This is a genomic window from Ruegeria sp. CE12 (genome assembly GCF_056537525.1).
On sequence record NZ_JBQFRS010000014.1, the window covers coordinates 49,564 to 70,136 of the forward strand.

The following is a 20,573-nucleotide window of genomic DNA, read 5'->3' on the forward strand; positions in this document are numbered from 1 at the left end:
CTAATTCGACATTCGAATTCCGCGAACTCAGCGAGAATTGGATAGCAAATGTCGAAACCCAAAGGTGAGCCCACCTCTGTGCTGGCCAGATTTAACGAGAGATTTGGCTTAGTTCAGAGGCTCGTCATTACTATTCCACCTGCAAACAACAGAGCTCGTCCCGCCAATCACGCGTCCGGTGTGGTTCAAACCAACGATCTCAAGGCCAAAAAGGAGCCAAACATGTCATTGGACATTTCTAAACTAAGTGAAATCAAGGGACTTTTGGGGGCCTGTCTCGTCGACTGTGATACAGGCCTTACTCTAGGCGCAGAAGGTGGTTCCAAGTTTGACCTTGATACTGCGGGCGCAGCGAATGTTGAAGTCGTCCGCGCCAAACTTCATGCGATCGAAGCTTTAAAGCTTAACGATACCATCGAGGACATTCTGATCACGCTTGGCAAGCAGTTTCATCTGGTCCGCCCACTGGACAAAAACCCAAACATTTTTGTGTATGTCGCGTTAGACAAGAAGACCGCCAATCTGGGTCTGGCCCGGTTACAAGTGAAAGCTGTTGAAGAAACCTTGAGCCTCTAGTCTGCAACGATTTGCCAAATGGACTTAGCCATCCCGTTATGGCTGAGTTTACTTAACTTCGTATTTGTTAATGGGACAAGCGGATCCAGCGGCTCAATCAGAGGTCTTCTAATGAAAATACTCGTTGCAGAAGACGACAAAAAGACCGCCGACTTTGTAAATTCGGGGTTGAGGTCGAACGGTTTCAGTGTGGAGTGGTACGATGATGGTCGGGATGCGCTCTCATATTGTTTGTACAATGAATGTGACGCCATAGTCTTAGATCGCATGTTGCCGGGAATGGACGGCCTTTCTGTTCTCAAGGCCCTGAGGGCCGCGAAAAAACAGACCCCGGTTCTGTTCCTCACATCAATAGGAGACGTTCAGGACAGAGTTGAGGGCTTGACCGAAGGTGCAGATGACTACCTGGTTAAGCCTTTTCATTTTTCGGAACTCCTGGCGCGCTTAAACAGCATTATCCGACGACAACCGTCCAGCATTGCTACAACTAAGCTTCAAGTCCACGATCTTTCGATGGATCTGCTCAGCAGAGTGGTGAAAAGGCAAGATGTTACAATTGACTTGCTGCCCCGTGAATTTGCACTTTTGGAAGTTTTGATGAGAAATGCAGGGCGGATTGTGACACGTAACATGCTGTTGGAACAAGTATGGGATTACAATTTTGATCCAAGCTCTACAGTAATCGAAACGTATATCAGTCGCTTACGATCGAAGATCGACAAACCTTTCGGGATGCCACTTTTGCACACGTCTCGAAACGTTGGGTACAGCATTCATGGGCCGCTCTAGCATTCTCTCTGGCGCCCCGTTCCGGACGGCTTGTTTCGCGGCATTAATAGTCTGGATTATAACTGCTGTCTTTGGATACGCTGCCTACTTAGCCCTTGCAGACAGGCTCCGCGTTGATCTCCAGCAACAAATCCTCGACGAAGAACTCCTGTTTCATGAGATTTTGCTGGATGGAGGCTCTGAAGCAGTTCAGCGAGCAATTGAACACTTAAATAATCCCAATCGAACTGGGCTTCACATGATCGCGCTGTTCGACCAGAGCGGTTCCGCTTTAGCAGGATCAATCGCGAAACCGCCCGACGAGATTGGTTGGCACGAAGTTGATCCGGATTTCGTCAAAATCGGCGGAGCACCCCCTGTTTATATGCTCCACACGTCTGAATTTCTTGGCTATCGCACGGTGGTTGCCCGAAGTCTAACATCACTCAATCAGGCATTGACAACGCTGTGGGAAGGGTTGCTCTTGCTGACGCTTGCGACAACCGCCTCTGTTCTGGGCCTCGGTTATTACTTCAGTTTTCAGAGTTTCCAGAGACTCGCTTGGATTGAGAAAACTCTCAACCAGACTATTGAGGAAAGCGCCGTTGTTCGTCTTCCCGTCACAGATAAGGGCGACCATTTCGATCGTATTTTCCAACTTGTTAACAGACGTCTCGACTGGGTTTTGAGTTTGCTCAACAGCACTCAATCCAACGCGGTCAAAATTGCCCGTGATTTGAAGGTGCCTTTGACGAACGGGTTCATTGCTTTGCAGCAGGTACATAGCGAAATTGAGTATGGTGGCGATCCGAGACCAAGCCTCAACGATTTAGAGTTCCACCTTAAACGCATTGGAACTGTCTTCGATACAGTGCTCAAAGTATCTCAAATTGAGGCAGGTACGCATGAGAATAACTTCAAAACAGTCAATCTGAGTGCGCTCGTTGAGAGTGTTGCAGAGGCGCTCTATCCCGTTGCGGTCGACGTTGGAAAACACATTACGGCTGACTACAACGCCGATACGATTTTGGTACGAGGCGACGAAAACCTGCTGAAACAGCTGCTCGTCAATCTTGTAAACAATTCCCTCCGATATTGCCCTGCTGGATCTTGGATCAGGATTTCCCTAGTGGCCACGTCTGAGGCGATACAGCTGGTCGTTGAAGACAACGGACCTGGGGTCCCGGAACCACAAATCGACAAGATTTTTGACGCGTTTTTTCGATCTGACCATCCAAGAAACGACGCCGGAAATGGGCTTGGCCTATCGCTTGTGAAGGCCGTCGCAATGCGACACGGGGCAACAATCACCGCAGAAAACAAAAGGCCAGGACTGCGAATTTGTGTGAGCTTTGGGAGGTCTCCGATTGCAGCATGAAACAGGCCGAAAAATTGTACAGCCTAGAATTCTAACCATCACCCGGACCACTCAAACCTGAAAGCTTAACCTTTTGATCGGAAACACAATGATGAAAAATACAATATTCCTAATTGCACTTTTACCTGCGAGCGCGGCGTTGGCGGACGAGACGGAATTCCAATGCAAGTCAGAAACAAACGGAGAAGTAATTCAGGTCTTTCAAGATACCGATCTCTCAGAGGCGCGACTGATAGTACAGAATATAGAAGGTATGGCTTCCGTCGCGCACGGCCTGGACGGTGTTACATTCATCCACATAAAGCCTGACGAAGTCTGGACGTTGGTGCTGCACTTTCCAACTATGACTTATGAGTTGTCCACGCATGGTGCCAAATCGTTCGAAGATCACGGGCATTGCACAAAGGGTGGATGATCAAGTTAAATCGCTCGATGTTCATCAGTGCATACCGCAAAAGCCTTTCAAAATAGTAAGGTTGATGAAAACTCGTTGGCAAGTTCAAGTTACAGAAGATGCCATCAGGTTCGAAACCGAATACTCGACTGAGGAAGCACTCGTAACCCTCCTGAAGGGTGTTACCGGTGCCGTGTGGGCACGGCCACTCACTCGTAAACAAGCTTCCCTCAGTCAAAACAGCGCGCCCTTCCTCCCCCTCGGAGGGGCGCGTTGCAAACTCATCGAAACCCACTTTCCTTTGCTTCATGAAATGGGCGAAGAACATCTTGTATGTTGGTTGTCAAAAGTGGACCGATGTGCGCCAACAAGTGCATCTTACGCGAATGCTAGGGCGTTGAACTTTTCAAACTTGGCCCGGACTGCATCACCAGTGTTGCAACACATCCAGCCAAATTCCCCATTTTTCCACAAAAATAGCGGCTAAAACCTTCGGATCACACACTTGACCGGCCAGAACAGGTTTACCGTTAGCCAAACCATATGGGGTCGCCACATAAACCGGATGAAAGACTAATGATACGCTCAAATATTGTATCTGGATCTGCCTTTACTACGGCTTTGTATGCAGCGGTGGTAATCCTCCTATCAGTAACTGCACTGGCATTTTTAACATTTGAGAGAATTCGTGGCGATTTGCAGCGGGAAATGGACTCGTTGTTGATTGATGAAATGCGCTTCATTCAGGAGATTCTGGACGATAACGACAACGATTCCGATGTCGTGCAAGCGATTGATGACGCGACTCTCTGGTTGCCGTTTGACACCAGTTTGATTGGCCTTTTCGACAGTCAAGGGAAGCGTTTGGCTGGAAACATCGATGAATACCCGTCCTTTCGGGGTTGGGGTGAAATCGAAGATGATGGGATTATTCTGGGAGGTAAAAAACGTATCCATAGGGTAAATGTGCAAACCTACCGCGGCTTTGTGATTGTGGTTGGTCGCGATCTTGCATTTGTAAAAAGCACACTTCGATCGTTGGCCTGGTCTTTGGTAGCGATCGGGTTGGGAGCGACTTTGTGCACGCTGTTGGTCGGCTATATCTCCAGCATAAGAACATATCGTAAACTCGATCAAATGGCGAAAACGCTCAATAAGGTGTCAAGAGGGGAAGTCAAAGCGAGACTCCCAGTCGGGAAGAACAATGATCAGATAGACCGGATTGCTCGGCTAATGAACGGCCACCTGGACAACCTGACAGTTTTGATGTCCACGACGCGATCGGCCGCTGCCGCCATCGCACATGATCTGAAAAACCCGCTCACCCACGCTTATATCGCGCTTCAGGAAGCGAAGGATTCATTGCGTTCGGATGGTCAATCCATAGAACCGATCAACCAAATTCAATCTGAACTTGATCGTCTAAAATGGACATTCGAAACAGTTTTGCGGATCAACCGCATTGAAGAAGGAAACAATTCCAAGGCGTTCAGCTATCTGGATTTGAGTAGATTGGGTCGAGAAGCTGTTGAGAATATGGTCCCGCTTGCGGAAGTGAAGAGCCAAAGTCTCGCTTTTGTGGATAACCAATCGGGGCGTACACTAATCGAAGGCGATGAGGGTATGTTGAAACAGCTCTGTGCAAACCTCTTGCAGAACTCAATTGATCATTGCCCGGAGCATTCCAGGATTCTACTGACTGTTGAGCAAGAAGAAAGTACCATTACGCTCTCGGTAATTGACAATGGCCCTGGCGTTCCCGAAAACTCACTGAGTAAGCTTTTTGTTCCTTTCTATAAGCTTGACACTGAACGGAACAGTATTGGGAACGGTTTGGGTTTGGCGCTGGTGAAAGCTATTGCAGATCATCATTCAGCGCTCTTATCGGCTTCAAACAATTCACCTGGATTCACGGTTTCAATTCAGTTCGAAGTTGCATAGTAAGCTTTTGCATTTGAACGTTTCCACCGTGGCGTTTGGGTTCTGCAAAACATGATCTAAATCCGATTGTGGCGTTTGTTGCAGCACTTGTCTTATCGAACAGTTGTCCTGCTCTGTTCTTGGCGTGAGCCTACCTGTCTATGTTTGCCGCAGCGACCGTCGATTACCAGCCCAGTTCTAAAAATGCTCGGCGGATGAATGTCAGCTTTCGCGGAAAGCGATCCAGTGGCCCCCGCCGATAAATGCTGCCCCCGCAATTTTCTGGGAGATGGCGGACTTGCTGCCATGGGACGTTTGGCTTCGCACTATTTGCCGCAAGAGCGCAATGCATGTATTTATCGGGCGTTTATCTCGGCAATCATAGCCTGACCAATCGCCGAAACCACCTGATTGCGAAGCGCGAAATCAGCATCACTTTCGGTGAGATAGATCGCTGCAAAGTAGTGAACATCCTCCTCCGGCTCGATGAATGCAATGATCGCGCGGGAGCCGTTGCCACCTGCCCCGGTCTTATCGCCAATCACCCAGCCTTCGGGAAGATGAGCTCGGATCAACGCATCGGCTACCTGATCTTCAATCATCCACTGGCGTAGCTGCGCCGCAGACGAAGGTTCCAGAACATCGCCCAAAAGCAACGCTTCCAATGTGGTTAGGATCGCCGAAGGAGTAGAGGTGTCCCGAGGATCTCCGGGGACCGCCTCATTCAAAGTTGTTTCCCAGCGGTCCAAACGTGTGGTCTGATCGCCGATATAGCGAAGGAAGGCGGTCAGCCCCTCCGGACCGCCCACGGTATCAAGCAATAAGTTGCCTGCCGTGTTGTCGCTCAGCGCCACTGTTGCCTCACAGAGTTCGCCAACTGTCAGCCCATTTTGCAGGTGGTTTTCGGTCACCGGGGAATAGGTCACCAGATCATCTGCCGAATAGGTCACGCGACGGCTCAGATCTTCCTGCCCCGCATCCACACGCGCCAGAACCGCGCCGCACAGGAGGGACTTGAACGTGCTCGACATCGGAAACCGCTCTTTTGCACGCATGGAAATTTCCCAATCTGAAGAGGCGTCGCGCAGCACAACCCCGATGCGCGCATCAAGACGGTTTTCCCAGGTGGTGACAGTCTGTTGTAGGTGCTGCGCCCACGACGGAGCCGCAGTCACAGCGATCAAAGCGGCACTCAGAATTGCCCAAATATAGGCCTTCATAGGTCTTCCCTTCTTCCTTCTTGAAGACGTAAATTCTTGTCTCTTCAAATACGCTGAAAAGGCAAACCACGAAGGTTTCTGCGATGATACGTCGTTCGAAAATCACTGAACTGCCATTGATACAATTCATGAAGATCGTGCTAAAATCTTTTCATTCGGCGCACAAACGACTAATTGTCAAACTCCGCATAAGAAAAAGTAATGCCTATGGATCGCCCCAACATCCCTCTCAATGCGCTGCGCAGCTTTGAGGCCGCTGCGCGACAGGGCAGTTTCACCAATGCCGCCGTGGAGCTTTGCGTGACCCAAGCGGCTGTCAGCCATCAGATTTTACGCTTGGAAGAGCAGCTCGGCGCAAAGCTGTTTCACAGGACATCCAAGGGGCTGCTGCTCACCCCGGAAGGTGAGGCATTACTGCCAGTTCTGACCACGAGTCTTGATCGCATCAGTGGCGTTTTGGATCGGTTCGCGGATGGTCGTTATCATGAAACGCTGAATGTGGGTGTGGTAACGACGTTTGCCGTCGGATGGCTCACAGAACGCTTGATTGAGTTTGAAACAGCCCACCCAGGCATTAGTGTTCGCCTTTTTACGAACAACAATCGAGTCGACATTGCCCGCGAGGGCCTCGAACTGGCGATCCGTTTCGGTGCTGGTCGCTGGCCCGGACTGACCTCGCGTCCTTTGATGGAAACTCCGCTGACACCGATGTGTGCCCCCTCGGTGGCGTCAACACTCAAAGACCCCGCAGACTTGCTGAATCAAAGTTTGCTAAGATCTTATCGCGCTGATGAATGGCCCATCTGGTTTAGAGAAGCCGGTATGGTGTCCCCCTATATCGAAGGTCCAATCTACGATTCTTCTGTCGCCATGGCGGAGCTGGCGGCAAGAGGCTTTGGCGTGGCACTTTTGCCCCATGCCATGTTTCAGGATCAGGTTTCCGAAGGGCGGTTGGTGCTCCCTTTCGATACGGAAGTCACAACGGGGAGGTATTGGAGCACGCGGCTCTCCAACAAGGAGCCAACCACTGCCCTCGCGACATTTGAAGCCTGGCTTTGTAAGACAGCTATGTAATTCAGTCTACCGCCCCTTATCATGTGCCTAACATTGCGGGACTCTTGGCTGATTTGGCCGCTCTTTGCACGAAGACCCGGTTCACTTAGAGGGCATCGCTTCTTGCTGCACTCTTCTGCGATCTACGCAGTGTCTTCAGCTATTCGGAGTTGTTTCCAGAAGATGAGCGGGTATTTAAGTACGACGCAATCTGACTGAATAACAGACTTTTGTGGTGTCGTAGCGTGAGCTTACTTTGTTGCGCTCAACTGTCAGTTACCGCCATGTATTGAATGTCTGGGATGCGCGGTTCGTAAATTGCCGCAGTATAGAATATGGGCTCTTACCTCCAACCGATGCCCTCCGCTGTGAAGATCAGCTGTGAGCCCAAAGCAGAATTTGCTTTTCCGAAGCCTAATCTGTCTTTATGAACTCTAGATTTGAACTCTAACTGATCGCCTACGCAACTACTGCAGTTGTAATATATCCGGAACGCATAGTTTTCTTTGTTCCGGCATTTTGTCCGCACCATCCGATCGTTTCAGTCGTTTCGGACCGTCTTTGACCTTAATCTTCGGTTTGGCTAGCGGGCCCTTTAAGGTCACTGGCCAGGGGCTTTTCGAAAGAGGCTCGCCAATCTTGCGGGGCTGTAGACTCAGGTCCAAAACCTTACCCGCCACATCAACGCCGCCGAAGACGACAACTTGGACATGGTCTGTCTCCAATGTGGTTTGTTTCGTCGAAATTTTTCCATTGGAAATACTGATAGGTGCGCGCAAACACACGATTGGCGCGACCTTTTGTTTCTTCTTGGTAAATACCCATGGGAGCACCCCCAACCCTGCCAGATCTAGAAGCTGGGTCTCGATCGAGCCATCACGCATTGAAACTGTGGCATTGCCGCTCATGCTATTGGCAAAATGCTTGGCTGAATCTGTTCCTCCGGTCACCAAAAAATCTGCATAGATCGTGCCGCTTGCGCCCTTTTTGAAGTTCAGGCTGTGAAGAATTTCATCCAGCTGCCAGCCACCTGCCTTGCCGGTCAACGTGAGCAGATGCGCGTCGTTCGACAAATCCATTTGCCCACTGACGTCGAAATGAGCGCCTCCGTATTCAAACTTCAGTGGTCCTGCCTTAAGCTCGTTTTTGTTGAGCGTCACTTCGCTCTGCAAACTGCTGATGCCCTTGGCACCTTCGATGTGCCGAAGGTCAACGTCGACATCCATATCCATACCGGACAAGAGAATTGAGCGCCCGATAGGTTTAAGCGTTACATCTCTTAACGCGCCTTGGTCGCCCTCGTCTTCTTTCTTAGTTTCTTTCTCTTCCGGCTCTGGGCCGCCTAGTTTCCGCAACTGTGCGGCAGCCTGAACGATAGTTCGGATCTGATCTATCTTTATCAGGTCGCTCTCAATGGAACCCTGCAGCACCGGGTCACTTGTTGCATCATCAAGATCGGCCATAATCTGCAAGATAGAGTCGGCGACCTCAACATTGGCACTCGCGTTCCAATCAGTGCCTTCGCTAACGAGGTTGATTTTAAGGCGAGCCTGCCCTGTTTCCACACGTTCAAGCGATAGTGCCTCCAAAAGGTCCGCTCCGGATGGGACTGAGACATCAATTGCCAAATCCAGGTCCTCGAATTTGAGTACATTCTTGACAGTGCCATGCACCTCAAGGTTCCAGACGTCCGTATCGCTTGTCTTTCCATCCAAATTCGTCAGCGAAAGCTGGTTGATGTCGCCGTTCAAATGGAAGTCACCGGAAAACCTGCCAAGCTGGTCGTCTGGTCCCAACAATTCTGGCGAGATCAAACTGCTAGCCGGTATGTCCATTAGGCCTTCTGCTGATATGCCTTGCAACTGAAGCGCGTCATCGACCGAACCGTTCAAAATGATAAACGGATCGGCTGGGTTCCCAATTCTAAGGTTGATGTTTCCGACTTTTAAAGCGCCTTCTGGTGTTCTGGAAAGCTCGGAGAACTTAATCGGTGGCGGGCCTTCGCCGGACGTGTCCAACGTGAAACCGTTGGTCTTAATGACCATTTGTCGCTGCGGCACCTGCCCGGGTACGCTGTCGATAACCATGTCGACAGCGATAAGTTTAAGATCATATCGCGAGGCGGCTGGGGCTGGTTCCGCATCTTCTGGGTACAGCCTAATTCGGGTTGTTAGCGATACGTCTTCCGGGTTCCCCAATTCTCCGATCTGCCCCGTCAGCGAAAGGCTTTGCCCGCCATCTAATTCAGCCAATACAGATAGATCATCAATCCGTGCTAGGCTGTCGACTGATGTGAACGTTGCGCCAATGTTCCCTGTACCTTCCAAAACGCGGCTCAGCTTCAGGATATCGAGAAGCTGGCCAAGTTCGGCAATCTCTACGGTCGTTGCCACTTGCAGACCGTTCTCTTGAGGGACTTCCTCGGCGACAATCGAAATCTGTTCAAAGTTCACCGCCACTTGAAACGGGTCTTCCGCAGGAAATGTCGCGTTCAGATCAAACTTCTCTCCGTTTAGTGAACCGGTCCCAACTGCCGTCGCGATGTCGGTTCCCGTATCGCGCTTCAATAGCAACTCAGGAAGTTTCAGATCCAGCTCAAGCCCGTTTTGATCACTTTGATAAAGAACAGAGATATCGGTCAGATCGATTTCGTGGTCCGTTAAAATTCCGGCCAAAGGCAAATTTGGAGGATCAGCAGGCTTTCCAGCTTCAACATCCGCTCGGGAAATGGACTGCCAGTTTCCGAAGCCGTCTTTGTCCGTGATCAGGTTCAGGTGAACGCCCGAGAGAGAAAGACCACTCAGTGACAGTTTACTGTTCCAAAGGTCGCGCGCGGACACTTCAAACTCTATCTCATCGATTGCTGCAAGGTTCACTTCAGCATTCGGAGAACCGGGTAGTTCCAACCCTGCTGCTGATACATGCAATTGCCGACCAAGACCCAGTCGCACTTCATCTTCAATTCTAACGTCCTGACCAAGCTTCTTAGAGATCAGATTTTCGACGAAGGTAGTCCTGACCGAAGAAAACAACGCAGAAGACAGAAAAAGCCAAGCTGTCAACATAGCGACACACGCGACAGCGAAACAAATCAATATACCTTTTGCAACGTATCGCACGCACTTCTCCTAAATTTCCGATTCATCCAGTGGGTAGCCTAGACCATTTAATCATTAAGTTAATCGAATATATGGTGTGCAATTGTACTAAATTCTGAACTCTGAATGATCTTGATCGCATGGCTGGTATTCTTGCCGATTTGATCGAAGCTCTAACAAATGAGTAGATGGAAATCTTTCGGTTTTTTTGCTGCTTGCCCAGTTTCTAAACAGCTGGCTTGAAGTGGGTCAAACTTGTCAAAACAGAGGCGTTGCATGAGTGCTGACTACATCGGTCCGACTAGCCCTCCAACCGACAGAAAGCAGGGTTCTTTCGATGCTCTTCACTTATTCAATAACTGCTGAATATGAATTCATCAAACAGTGATGACACGACGAGCTCACCACCCGGAAAACCAAAAGGAACAGGCTTTACATTTAAGGACGGTAACGAAGGCTTATTTTGATCATGATGCCAATCCTTGCCTTAGAGTGTTTTGGAGTAACTTAGATGAACTGTGAGATCAGTGTTAAAGTTCCGCATGGCGGCCGTGCGCTTCTCTGCGTCTAACTAAGCCACGCTGAATGTCCGCATGTCGCGTTACACGTCGCTGCGTCTTACAAGTGCCAAGGCACAGCCGAGGGAGACAAGCAGAGCACCACAAGTGCGATCGATCCAGAGTGCTCCGCTGTCGTGCAGCAACTGCATCGCCTTGGTACCCAGTCCGGCATAAGCTGTCATCACCATCACATCGATCGCAATAAAGATACCCGCGAGCGTGGCATATTGCGTCAGCAGCGGTTCCATTGGGTTCAGAAACTGAGGCAGAAAAGCGGTAAAGAACAAGTATCCCTTGGGGTTCGTCACAGCCACGAAGAAGCTCTTTCTGAATATCGCCAGAGCGCGACGGCTCGGGATAGCACAACGCACATTTGCCCGGTTCGTTTCCAATCCCAGTTCCCCCGAAGACCGTAGCATCTGAATGCCCAGCCACACTAGATAGGCGACACCGATCCATTTCACGAAGTTGAACAGAACCGCCGAAGTGACCAGAACGGCACCCAAACCTAACGCCGCCGCCGCGATTAGCACTCCATCGGAAATCGCAGCGCCTGCGATCCCGTAACTGGCATATGCCATTCCAAAACGTGACCCGTTGGACAGGGCTAATAGTACGGTGGGTCCGGGCGTCATCACGATAATCAGTGCGAGCAAGCCAAAGGAAAAAAGCGAAATTTCCATCGGTTAATCTCCGAGTTGAGGTGGAAGAGAGAGCCAAGCCCGTCAAAAGCACCACCACGCTGCTAGCTAATGTTCAGTACGTGCTCCAGTACTGCCAGATTGGCGAATGGCTGTGCTATCAGGCTCGCTCCGTAGAGGATGCGTTCATCTGACCGACTTCATGCTTTTGCTGGGCCGCAACTATGACCCTGACAAAGATGACTAGAGCGGCGAGCTGACCCAAAAAAACAGCAGGCCAGATCAGGGCTAGCTGCGCATCGAAGTATTTCTGCGGTCCAAAGGACACCAGCGCCATCAACGCGGCCAGGATGCTGAGGCTCCGCCCTGCTGCATTTGTAAGAGGTTGCAGGACTATTGCGGACAAGGCGACGGACACCGAAGCACCTAGGAACGGAGCAATGCCGAACAGTGGCGTAGACACCGGCGGGTGTGGCCTGATCCCCGCATAAAGTGCTGAGAGCATGATCAGCTGTAGCAGGACTAACGTTGTAAGAGCTGCCAGGGTCTGCCGGTCGTGTTGGTTCATTTCACTCTCCAAAAAGCGTAATTGATATTACGGTTGAAGATATCCGTATTTTTAATTACGGCTGTTGTCAATGTGCAGGAGAAAAAATATGCGCGAAGAGAAAAGATCACTGCGCCAGCAGCAGATCGAGGCGGCGGCCTATGAGGTGCTGGAGGCGAAAGGATATGGCGGCACGTCGATGCTGGGCATCGCCAAGCAAGCACGCGCCTCGAATGAAACTCTTTACAACTGGTATGGCGACAAGCAGGGCCTGTTTCAGGCGCTCGTCACGCGAAACGCAGAAGAAGTGAAAACCCATCTGGAATCCGAACTGGAAACCGGTCACGATGCACTGTCTATTTTGGAAACGTTTGGGCCGAAACTTCTGAACCTACTCACCGGCGAGAGAGCCGTCGCCCTTAACCGTGCCGCCGCCGCAGACAGCAGTGGTGAGCTTGGCGCCACATTATCAAAGGCAGGGCGCGAGGCAGTTATCCCTCTTCTGGAGCAAGTATTGGTGCGCGCCAGAGACGAAGGCCAATTGAACTTTGATAATACGGGGGAAGCTGTAGGACTTTACCTTGATCTGCTCATCGGCGATCAGCAGATCAGACGCGTCATCGGGCGCCTTCCTATCCCATCGGCATCCGTATGCGAGGGCCGCGCGCAACGGGCCGTGAACTATCTCCGCCAGCTTCTGGCCTAAGCCCCTTCACAACAAGCGCAATTGGAACCTGATAGATGGACCCGGTCCTTGTGCGCGAAATCTGGACAGAACTGATCGAATGGTCCATCGAGCGCGAAAACAAGAAGCTCGGTGCATAGAGCGAATTGCTTCCGTGTGGCTTAGGAGGTAAGCGGTCGTCAGTGCGCCTGCTGCTAATTCACATTTTGTCCGCTCACCCGCCATTTGCGATCCGGTTTTGAATGTACGGCGTGTACGGTTCGCGACTTGCTGCATGAGCGAAAGGCGAAAGTGGGTTCAAGGGCAGCTTCGGGTACTTTCTGGCCATTTTATGTGCATTGAATTAAGGACTGCCCTTGTTGTTTGTTCGCTTAGAACAATCATGGTTTCTAGAATCTCAAAATATGCAAACCTCTAAGTAGCAGATTTTATTGTAACCGCGATCTCACCACTAAAGTGATCCGACAACCATTTGTCGGAGTGCGTAAATAATGGGGCTAAATTATTGAGAATCGCCTCCCATTGAGTTCTACACCTTATGATTTTTTGCGTTTTTTGAATGTTTCGAAGGTTCGCGCTCTTCAATTCAACGTTAAACAGAAAGCTAATGAGTTTCTTCGCAAACCGCCCATTCACTTGGCACTCCCTTCAGCAAATGGGTGCCTAAACTTGAAAATTGCATCTCGGACCCGGCAACCAAATCCTTGGGCAAGAACAAGTTCAACAACATCGCTGCGCACTAAGCAGTTGGCTTCAAGAAAATCGCTTGAACGGCAGCATTCGCCGAGGTGTCGGTTAACGTCTTAAGATGAGACATAGTCCGGGTGTAACTTTGGGCGGACTCCCGGGAATTCGTGACCGCCAATGGAGCCAGATCGAGGGATGCTTATATCCAAATTTCACAGACACAAAACCGTGAAGCCCACTAAGTGTTTGTTAAGTAATGATTTAGATTGAAGGGACGTTGGAGTCTACACAAAGCAGAGAACAGACTTCTGGCTTCTGCCCCACAAAATAATTGATCTTAAAAGCCATTTCCGCTCCGATGTTGGTTCATAAGCAGAGGTTTCCAGCATCTAAAGTGATTGCCCGTTTGATGGTAACGCGGGTGTCAGGAGGCCCAACCAGACCAATGGGAGAAATACTGAGATGACTATCAAAACCAAACTTATGTCCGCCGTAGCCGGAGTGGCAATGCTTAGCGGTGGCCAGGCAATAGCGGCAGATGAAATTACCGTGGCCTACTTTTTGGAGTGGCCGATGCCGTTCCAATACGCCAAGGAGACCGGTGCCTACGATGAGGCGATGGGCGTTAAAGTTAACTGGGTCAGCTTTGATACCGGTACTGCAATGTCGGCGGCAATGGCGGCAGGCGATGTGCAGCTCAGCGTGAGCCAGGGCGTACCACCCTTTGTCGTAGCGACCTCGGCTGGCCAGGACCTGCAGATCGTTGACGTGGCCGTGTCTTACTCGGAAAACGACAATTGCGTTGTACGTTCGGACTTGGAGATCGACAAGGACAGCGCTGGGGAACTGGCTGGCAAGAAGGTTGCTGTTCCCCTAGGCACCGCCGCGCACTATGGCTTCTTGTCGCAAATGGCACATTTCGGTGTGGATCTGGACAGCTTGGAAATCGTCGATATGGCTCCGGCTGAAGGTGAAGCGGCTTTGAGCCAGGGGTCGATTGATATGGCCTGTGGTTGGGGTGGTGCGCTGCGCCGCATGATGGACAGTGGCAACGTATTGCTGACTGGCGACGAAAAGGAAGAGCTGGGTATCCTTGTCTTTGATGTTACCTCAGCGCCCACTTCCTATGTGGCCGAAAATTCCGACCTGGTTGCTAAGTTCTTGGCAGTAACTGCCGAGGCAAATGCCAAATGGGCCGATGAGGCCAACCACGCGGAAATGCTTCCTGTCATCGCGAAAGATGCAGGTATGTCTGAAGCGGACGCGATGGCGACCATCTCAACCTTTAAGTTCCCGACTGTCGAAGAACAGCTGTCGGACAAATGGCTGGGTGGCGGCGCACAGACCTTCATGAAGGGTGTAGCAGACGTCTTTGTTGGTGCTGGTTCGATTGACGCGGCCAAGGCTTCTTATACCGACAACGTAAACACAGGCCCTCTGTCAGAATAATCCTGGCTTGAATCTGGGTGGACGTGACAAAAGCGTCCACCTATTTGCGCGTTTTTCACCGGGTGAAAACGTGCCCCACTGAAGGCAATGGGGGACCAGGTGTCGGGACTTCTCATAGACAATATTTCGATGCGTTTCAGCCTGCCCAATGGCGGTCACGTGCAGGCGCTCAAGAACGTGACGTTAGACATCAAGTCGGGCGAATTGATGAGCGTTCTAGGCCCGTCGGGCTGCGGCAAGACGACCTTGCTGAACATTGTTGCGGGCTTTCTGGCCCCGACCGATGGACAGATACTGCTCAACGACAAACCTGCAACCGGCCCTGGCCCCGAACGCGGTATGGTGTTCCAACAGGGCGCACTGTTTGAATGGATGAACGTCCGCCAAAACGTAAGTTTCGGTCCGGATATGAAAGGAGTCAGCCGCGCCGAGAGCAAAGAGAAGGTAGATCACCTTTTAGATATCGTTGGCCTCGCCGACTTCAAAGAGAAGGCCGTTTATGAACTGTCGGGTGGTATGCAGCAACGCGTAGCCTTGGCGCGCTGCCTGGCCAATGAGCCCGACGTGATCTTGATGGATGAACCTTTGGGCGCGCTGGATGCGTTGACCCGTGAAAAGATGCAATCACTGGTGTTGGACCTTTGGAAGGATACCGGCAAGACGATTATCCTGATCACCCACTCGGTTGAGGAGGCGTTGCTTTTGGGCGAGCGCTTGCTGGTGATGGCTCCGCGTCCTGGTCGGGTGCACAAGGAATATCGCCTGCCATTTGCCGACCTTGGCGCTGGCAATGACCTACGCGAAGTAAAGAAACACAAGGATTACTCTGTCACGCGCGAGGAAATTCTGGAAATGATCTGGAACATGGAAGAAGAAATCATGGGCCGGGCGGAGGAAAGCGCATGATTGGCCTGCTAGTCTTATTCCTTTACGTACTGGCGTTCTTCGGATCGCTGTTCATTGTCAAGCGCCTGCTGCCGAAGCAATTCGAGCCGCAGGGTTTCAACTCTGTCAAGACGGTGACCTTTGGCGATGAAAGCGCCATTAAAGCCAATCGGATTGCCTCAGTCATCTCGGTAATCACCATATTCTGGCTGTGGGTCGCCTTCACCAACTCGACCATCCCATTGCCAAAGTTGCCTGGGCCGTTTTCCGGCGATACTACGTTTACCTACACCGCACAGTTAGAGGACGGCAGTACTGACGACGCCACTGTGACAGTGCGTGTCTATCGTGAGGATATCCAGCAGACAGTTGATGAAAACGGCGAACCGGGTCGTGAGCCCGCCGCCGTCGAAGTCGAACTGGGTGACGGTTTTGCTAAGAATGACACACTCACTGTGGCCCGGTATGGTTTTAAGGTGATCAACGTCTGGCAGAATGACGACGTATCCAAAAGTGATGGGTCCAAGATCATTGCCATCAACGGCACTCCCATTGAGCCGGGCGGCAAAATTTCAACGCCAGAAGGTGAGATTAGCCTGACCGATAAGGGCACGCCTACTTTCGCTCCGGCTACGGGCCTACGTATGGCGCGACTCTATTTGCCTTCCCCTGAGGTTGTGTTCCAGCGTTTCATCGAGCTGAACAAAGAGGGCTATCAAGGCTACACTCTGCTACAGCATACGCGCTACTCGCTGCAGAGGGTTCTGTTGGGCTTTCTGATCGGTGCCTTAGTGGGCATTCCGATTGGTTATGCAATGGGTCTAACGGGCTGGGCACGCGGGTGGTTTGATCCGATTGTTGAATTCATGCGTCCCATTCCACCTTTGGCGTTGATCCCGTTGATCATCATCTGGTTCGGAATCGGAGAGCTCGGCAAGGTTGTCCTGCTGTTTCTGGCAGCCTTGTGGATCATGATAATTGCGGCGCGATCTGGTGTGTCAGGCGTAGCTATCACCAAGGTACACGCAGCCTATTCACTGGGCGCATCCAAATGGCAGATCCTGAGCCGGGTGATTGTACCCAACTCGCTCCCTGACATCTTTACCGGAGCACGGGTGGCGATGGGGGTCTGTTGGGGGACGGTTGTCGCGGCTGAACTGGTTGCGGCTAACGTTGGCCTCGGCAAGATGATCGTGACCGCCTCAAAGTTTCAGCTGACCGATATCATCATCGTAGGGATTATCGTGATCGGAATCATTGGCTTCGCCATTGAAGTCGGAATGCGCAAGTTGGAAAGTTGGCTGATCCCTTGGAAAGGCCGCGTATAACCTACAGGCTTCAAGCGTTACTAATAAGCCTCTGCCATCGGCAGAGGCTTCCATTTGTTGACTGTCTTCCGTGTCTGTATCCCAGATACAGTGAACAAAGTCTGCTCTCACGAAGTGTCGGCCATCATATCACATCCGCTGTGAAAATAAGCTTCTGGCTCGAGCTTGGATCTTAGTTCTTGCATCGCAGGCGCCCTGCCCTAACGCTTCTTGTGCACGTCTTTGATCGAAAACGGGTTCGTTCGGCGCTTTAGAATGGTTGCGATCAGACCGTGGTTTTTCGAAGTACGGCGATCGAAGAAGCGCGGTAAGGTCGTTTCATTGAGGTAATGCTACGAAGATTTGGTTGGTTCGCAGATGAGGAACCCACTCAACCAGAGATCGCTTGACATAATGTCCCTCAGCAGCGTTCGCGGTTTATCGCGGCGGCGCCGAATATCCGCGGGTTGCGGAAAACTGGAAACATACCGTTTGATGCCTGCTGATGAGATCATCGTAATGTGCAACAAAGTCGCCGCTTGGAAGTTTAGAGTCGAGCACCACTATTGAGCCAAAACGGACTTTAGTTATTCTCCACCAAAAGAGTGTTTAGGGAAAAACCGCTGCTCGCTCACCAGTTCTCAAGCCATTTTTTCCAATACTTATCAGATCGCTCTATGAAGGCGCGGACATGGGGAAGCTGGAAATCCCTTTCGACATAAACCAATCGCAGGTGATCTTCCCGAACCACATCGTCTGGGAAAAGCGCGACTAGATCGGAGTTCTTGCTAAGCGCACTTTCGGGCAACATCCCTATTCCGAGCCCGGCATAAACCGCCTGAACCATTAACCTGAAACCAGCGGTCAGCATGCGAGGACGAACCTTGAGAGTTTTACCCGATGCCAGTGGCCATTGGACTTCTGGAAGCCCTTCAGAATTTCGGAGAACAATGCAATCAAAGTTCTGTATCGCTTCTGGGCTATCCGGCATGCCGTGCTCCGCCAGAAAGCTGCCGGTGGCCATCGCAAGAGTTCGATTGCTGAAGATGCTTTTTGTGATTAGCGAGGGATCGTTAATTTTCCCAAATACCAGAGCGACGTCGATACCAGCTGCGCGCAGATCGGTACGGCGATTGGTAACGACTATGTCCAACTCGACTTTAGGAAACTCAGTAGCAAACTCTGTAAATAGTGATGCGGCGGCAAATTCGCTTTCCGGCACAGAAATTCTCAGAGGTCCACGTGGTTCATCGTCATGTAGCTTCAGGGCCTTCCAAGTCGCGTCGACATCAGCGGCAATACGTTCCGCTCGGATATAGAGTTCTTTACCGGCTGGCGTAAGGAAGAGATCACGCGTTGTACGTTGAAGCAGTCGTAGTCCCAGCGATGCTTCCAACTCGTTTAGGCGACGGCTCAACGTAGGGCGGGTTAAATACAGTTGATCAGCCGCCTTTGAAATACTGCCTGCTTCGACCACTGCCTTAAACTCTAAAAGGCGATCCGCGCTTGGAAATCTATTCATCACCTGTCCAATTATTTTTCATCAGCTATCCATTTTATAGATATTACGCTGAATTTTGAACATCGCTAATAAGTCTGCCTGAAATGAACCGAGGCGACTCGGGCCCGCTCACAGTCGGAGAATGAAATGGACCCTTATCTTACCGCCCGTTTCCTGCACATTTTGTTTGCCACTATCTGGTTTGGCTTGACGTTTGGTGGCGGGCAAAAGGCTCTTTGGTTCGCCCGTGAAGACCCCAGCAAAGAAGCACCAGCAAGCGACTATCTTAAAAGAGCTGCCGTCATTGGGACCTTTACCGGACTAGCAACAATTGCATTAGGCCAATGGCTGATGATGCAACTAGGGGGCTGGGAGGAAATGCCAACACTCATTCATGTAGGTGCCAGCCTTGCAATCGTGATCTTCGTGATTGGTATCTGGCCCATTGGTAATGGCTGGAGAAAGCTGGCCAAGGAAAGAGAGCTTGGCACAGATCCGGGGATACTTGAAGTTATCGCCCGACGTATCGGCCTTTGGTATCGCGTCGTTCAGCTGCTTTGGATCGCAATCCTGGCAACGATGGTATTCCGGCATTTTTGAGACCACCTACCACGAGGCAACCCTATGCCCTTCATCCTGTTGGCGCTGCTGCAAGTGATGAGCGCTGCTTTCTGGCTGGTCTCCGTCGTCAAGGGCCTAGTTTGGGGGTCGAAGGTGGAATGAGCGCTTTGGTCTGGCGCCCCAATCGTAAAACAAAATTCGGCTCTTACTAACCAGGTGAAACTGATGTTCGTCTTACGCACTGCTGTTCTCTTTATCTTGCTTGCTGCTATTGTCGGTAGCCTGGGTTTCGTTAAGTACACGCAAATTTCAGATGCGATCGCAGCCGGAGAAGCCTATCCGGAGCATTCGGAATCTGTCGAAGCTGTCACAACCGAATTCTCATCATTTTCCCGTAAGCTTCGCCTGCCGGGCGAAGTTGTGTTGCGAGATCACGTCGTCCTTCACAGTCAGCACGCCGGTCAGATCGTACGGCTTGGTTTTCAGCCGGGAGACGTCGTTGAGTCGGGGCAGCTTCTTGTACAACTCGACATCGGCATGGAAAACGCGCAGTTGATTGGTGCGCGGGCCGAGGTGGCTCTTGCGCGGCTTGGACTGGAACGGGCCGAGAAACTCTTAGAAAGCGGCAGTGCCAATCAAGCTCGGCTTGACCAGGCGCGGGCCACCTATGACATCGCCCGTTCGAATGTTGAGGTGATCGAGCAGACGATTGAGCAGAAAACCATCCGCGCGCCATTCTCTGGGCAAACCCGACCCGGTCAGCTGACAGTCGGGCAATACTTGACCAGCGGTAGCGAGGTCGCACGGATCACGGATCAGCACGAGATAATCTGGATAGATTTTCGGCTTCCACAGTTTCTGGGAGACCCGCCTGTAGGCGCAGCAATCGGGGTGATAGCAAGATCCAACGAGAATTGGACTGGGTCGATAATCTCTCGCGACGCGGGAGTTTCATCAGATACTCGCACGCGTCTTTACCGAGTCGAACTGCGCGGATTAGAGGCCGCGTTATCTCATGGCAGTTTTGTTGAAGTTGAAGTGGCGTTAGACGCCCCTATCCCAGTGGTCGAACTTCCTTCATCCGCGCTGCAATCGGATGCCTATGGACAGTTTGTGAATCTGCTGGTCCCGGGAGAACAAGAAGGCACGTTCCGAGCGAACCGCCGGGATGTGACAGGGGTTCAATACCACGGAGAACGGGTGCTGATCAGCGGCGGTTTGGAAGCCGGATTATTGGTGGCCACAGATGGGGCGTTCAAGCTTTACCCGGGCGTGCTGACCAATGTGGTGGAGGATCTGCCGCAGGACCCACAATCCGGTAGCGGCTGGTAAAGGGAGGCAGG

Annotated in this window: 17 protein-coding genes; 12 read left to right on the plus strand and 5 right to left on the minus strand. The window is 51.4% G+C overall.

Annotation, left to right across the window (positions count from 1 at the left end; all coding sequences use genetic code 11):
* Positions 1-48: 48 nt before the first annotated feature.
* The 5 genes from ACR0IO_RS21310 (at position 49) to ACR0IO_RS21330 (ending at position 5,057) form a co-directional block, all read left to right on the plus strand.
* The gene (locus tag ACR0IO_RS21310; RefSeq protein WP_480744558.1) at positions 49-576 is read left to right on the plus strand and encodes a roadblock/LC7 domain-containing protein; all 528 of its coding nucleotides are present in this window, start codon (positions 49-51) and stop codon (positions 574-576) included.
* Between the two features lie 111 nt (positions 577-687).
* Positions 688-1,365 carry a response regulator transcription factor gene (locus ACR0IO_RS21315; RefSeq protein WP_480744560.1) on the plus strand — a complete coding sequence of 226 codons (678 nt, stop codon included), beginning with the start codon at positions 688-690 and terminating at the stop codon, positions 1,363-1,365.
* The gene (locus ACR0IO_RS21320) at positions 1,352-2,722 is read left to right on the plus strand and encodes a sensor histidine kinase (RefSeq protein WP_480744564.1); all 1,371 of its coding nucleotides are present in this window, start codon (positions 1,352-1,354) and stop codon (positions 2,720-2,722) included. The genes ACR0IO_RS21315 and ACR0IO_RS21320 overlap by 14 nt, the downstream gene beginning before the upstream one ends.
* Positions 2,723-2,813: 91 nt before the next feature.
* Entirely contained in the window at positions 2,814-3,137 is a 324-nt protein-coding gene (locus ACR0IO_RS21325) for a hypothetical protein (RefSeq protein WP_480744566.1), read from the plus strand.
* A 555-nt stretch (positions 3,138-3,692) separates the two neighbouring features.
* A complete protein-coding gene (locus ACR0IO_RS21330; protein ID WP_480744568.1) occupies positions 3,693-5,057 on the plus strand; it encodes a sensor histidine kinase in 1,365 nt (454 codons plus the stop codon).
* A gap of 335 nt (positions 5,058-5,392) precedes the next feature.
* Here the strand turns inward: ACR0IO_RS21330 and bla are convergent, their stop codons facing one another.
* Positions 5,393-6,256, minus strand: coding sequence for a class A beta-lactamase (gene bla / locus ACR0IO_RS21335; RefSeq protein ID WP_480744570.1), 864 nt, complete (start codon positions 6,254-6,256; stop codon positions 5,393-5,395).
* A gap of 207 nt (positions 6,257-6,463) precedes the next feature.
* Here bla and ACR0IO_RS21340 point away from each other — a divergent pair, with 207 nt between their 5' ends.
* Positions 6,464-7,330 carry a LysR family transcriptional regulator gene (locus ACR0IO_RS21340; RefSeq protein WP_480744607.1) on the plus strand — a complete coding sequence of 289 codons (867 nt, stop codon included), beginning with the start codon at positions 6,464-6,466 and terminating at the stop codon, positions 7,328-7,330.
* Positions 7,331-7,776: 446 nt separating this feature from the next.
* Here the strand turns inward: ACR0IO_RS21340 and ACR0IO_RS21345 are convergent, their stop codons facing one another.
* From ACR0IO_RS21345 to ACR0IO_RS21355, 3 genes are all read right to left on the minus strand, one after another.
* Positions 7,777-9,768: an AsmA family protein gene (locus tag ACR0IO_RS21345; protein WP_480744572.1), complete on the minus strand. Its 1,992-nt coding sequence runs from the start codon at positions 9,766-9,768 to the stop codon at positions 7,777-7,779.
* A 1,240-nt stretch (positions 9,769-11,008) separates the two neighbouring features.
* Positions 11,009-11,650 carry a LysE family translocator gene (locus ACR0IO_RS21350; RefSeq protein WP_480744574.1) on the minus strand — a complete coding sequence of 214 codons (642 nt, stop codon included), beginning with the start codon at positions 11,648-11,650 and terminating at the stop codon, positions 11,009-11,011.
* Positions 11,651-11,768: 118 nt separating this feature from the next.
* A complete protein-coding gene (locus tag ACR0IO_RS21355; protein WP_480744576.1) occupies positions 11,769-12,176 on the minus strand; it encodes a hypothetical protein in 408 nt (135 codons plus the stop codon).
* 88 nt (positions 12,177-12,264) lie between these two features.
* Between ACR0IO_RS21355 and ACR0IO_RS21360 the strand changes: the two genes are divergently transcribed.
* The 4 genes from ACR0IO_RS21360 to ACR0IO_RS21375 all read left to right on the plus strand — a co-directional run bounded on the left by ACR0IO_RS21360 (position 12,265) and on the right by ACR0IO_RS21375 (position 17,189).
* On the plus strand, positions 12,265-12,861 hold the full coding sequence (locus ACR0IO_RS21360; RefSeq protein WP_480744578.1) for a TetR/AcrR family transcriptional regulator: 597 nt from the start codon (positions 12,265-12,267) through the stop codon (positions 12,859-12,861).
* Between the two features lie 1,128 nt (positions 12,862-13,989).
* Entirely contained in the window at positions 13,990-14,976 is a 987-nt protein-coding gene (locus tag ACR0IO_RS21365; RefSeq protein ID WP_480744580.1) for a taurine ABC transporter substrate-binding protein, read from the plus strand.
* Between the two features lie 99 nt (positions 14,977-15,075).
* Positions 15,076-15,882 carry an ABC transporter ATP-binding protein gene (locus ACR0IO_RS21370; RefSeq protein ID WP_170334887.1) on the plus strand — a complete coding sequence of 269 codons (807 nt, stop codon included), beginning with the start codon at positions 15,076-15,078 and terminating at the stop codon, positions 15,880-15,882.
* Entirely contained in the window at positions 15,879-17,189 is a 1,311-nt protein-coding gene (locus tag ACR0IO_RS21375) for an ABC transporter permease (protein WP_244328101.1), read from the plus strand. The genes ACR0IO_RS21370 and ACR0IO_RS21375 overlap by 4 nt, the downstream gene beginning before the upstream one ends.
* Positions 17,190-17,799: 610 nt before the next feature.
* Here ACR0IO_RS21375 and ACR0IO_RS21380 read toward each other — a convergent pair.
* A complete protein-coding gene (locus tag ACR0IO_RS21380; protein WP_480744587.1) occupies positions 17,800-18,690 on the minus strand; it encodes a LysR family transcriptional regulator in 891 nt (296 codons plus the stop codon).
* 126 nt (positions 18,691-18,816) lie between these two features.
* On the opposite strand from ACR0IO_RS21380, the gene ACR0IO_RS21385 reads away from it, so the two are divergent.
* On the plus strand, positions 18,817-19,269 hold the full coding sequence (locus ACR0IO_RS21385) for a hypothetical protein (RefSeq protein WP_480744590.1): 453 nt from the start codon (positions 18,817-18,819) through the stop codon (positions 19,267-19,269).
* 186 nt (positions 19,270-19,455) lie between these two features.
* Positions 19,456-20,562, plus strand: coding sequence for an efflux RND transporter periplasmic adaptor subunit (locus ACR0IO_RS21390; protein ID WP_480744592.1), 1,107 nt, complete (start codon positions 19,456-19,458; stop codon positions 20,560-20,562).
* Positions 20,563-20,573: the final 11 nt, after the last annotated feature.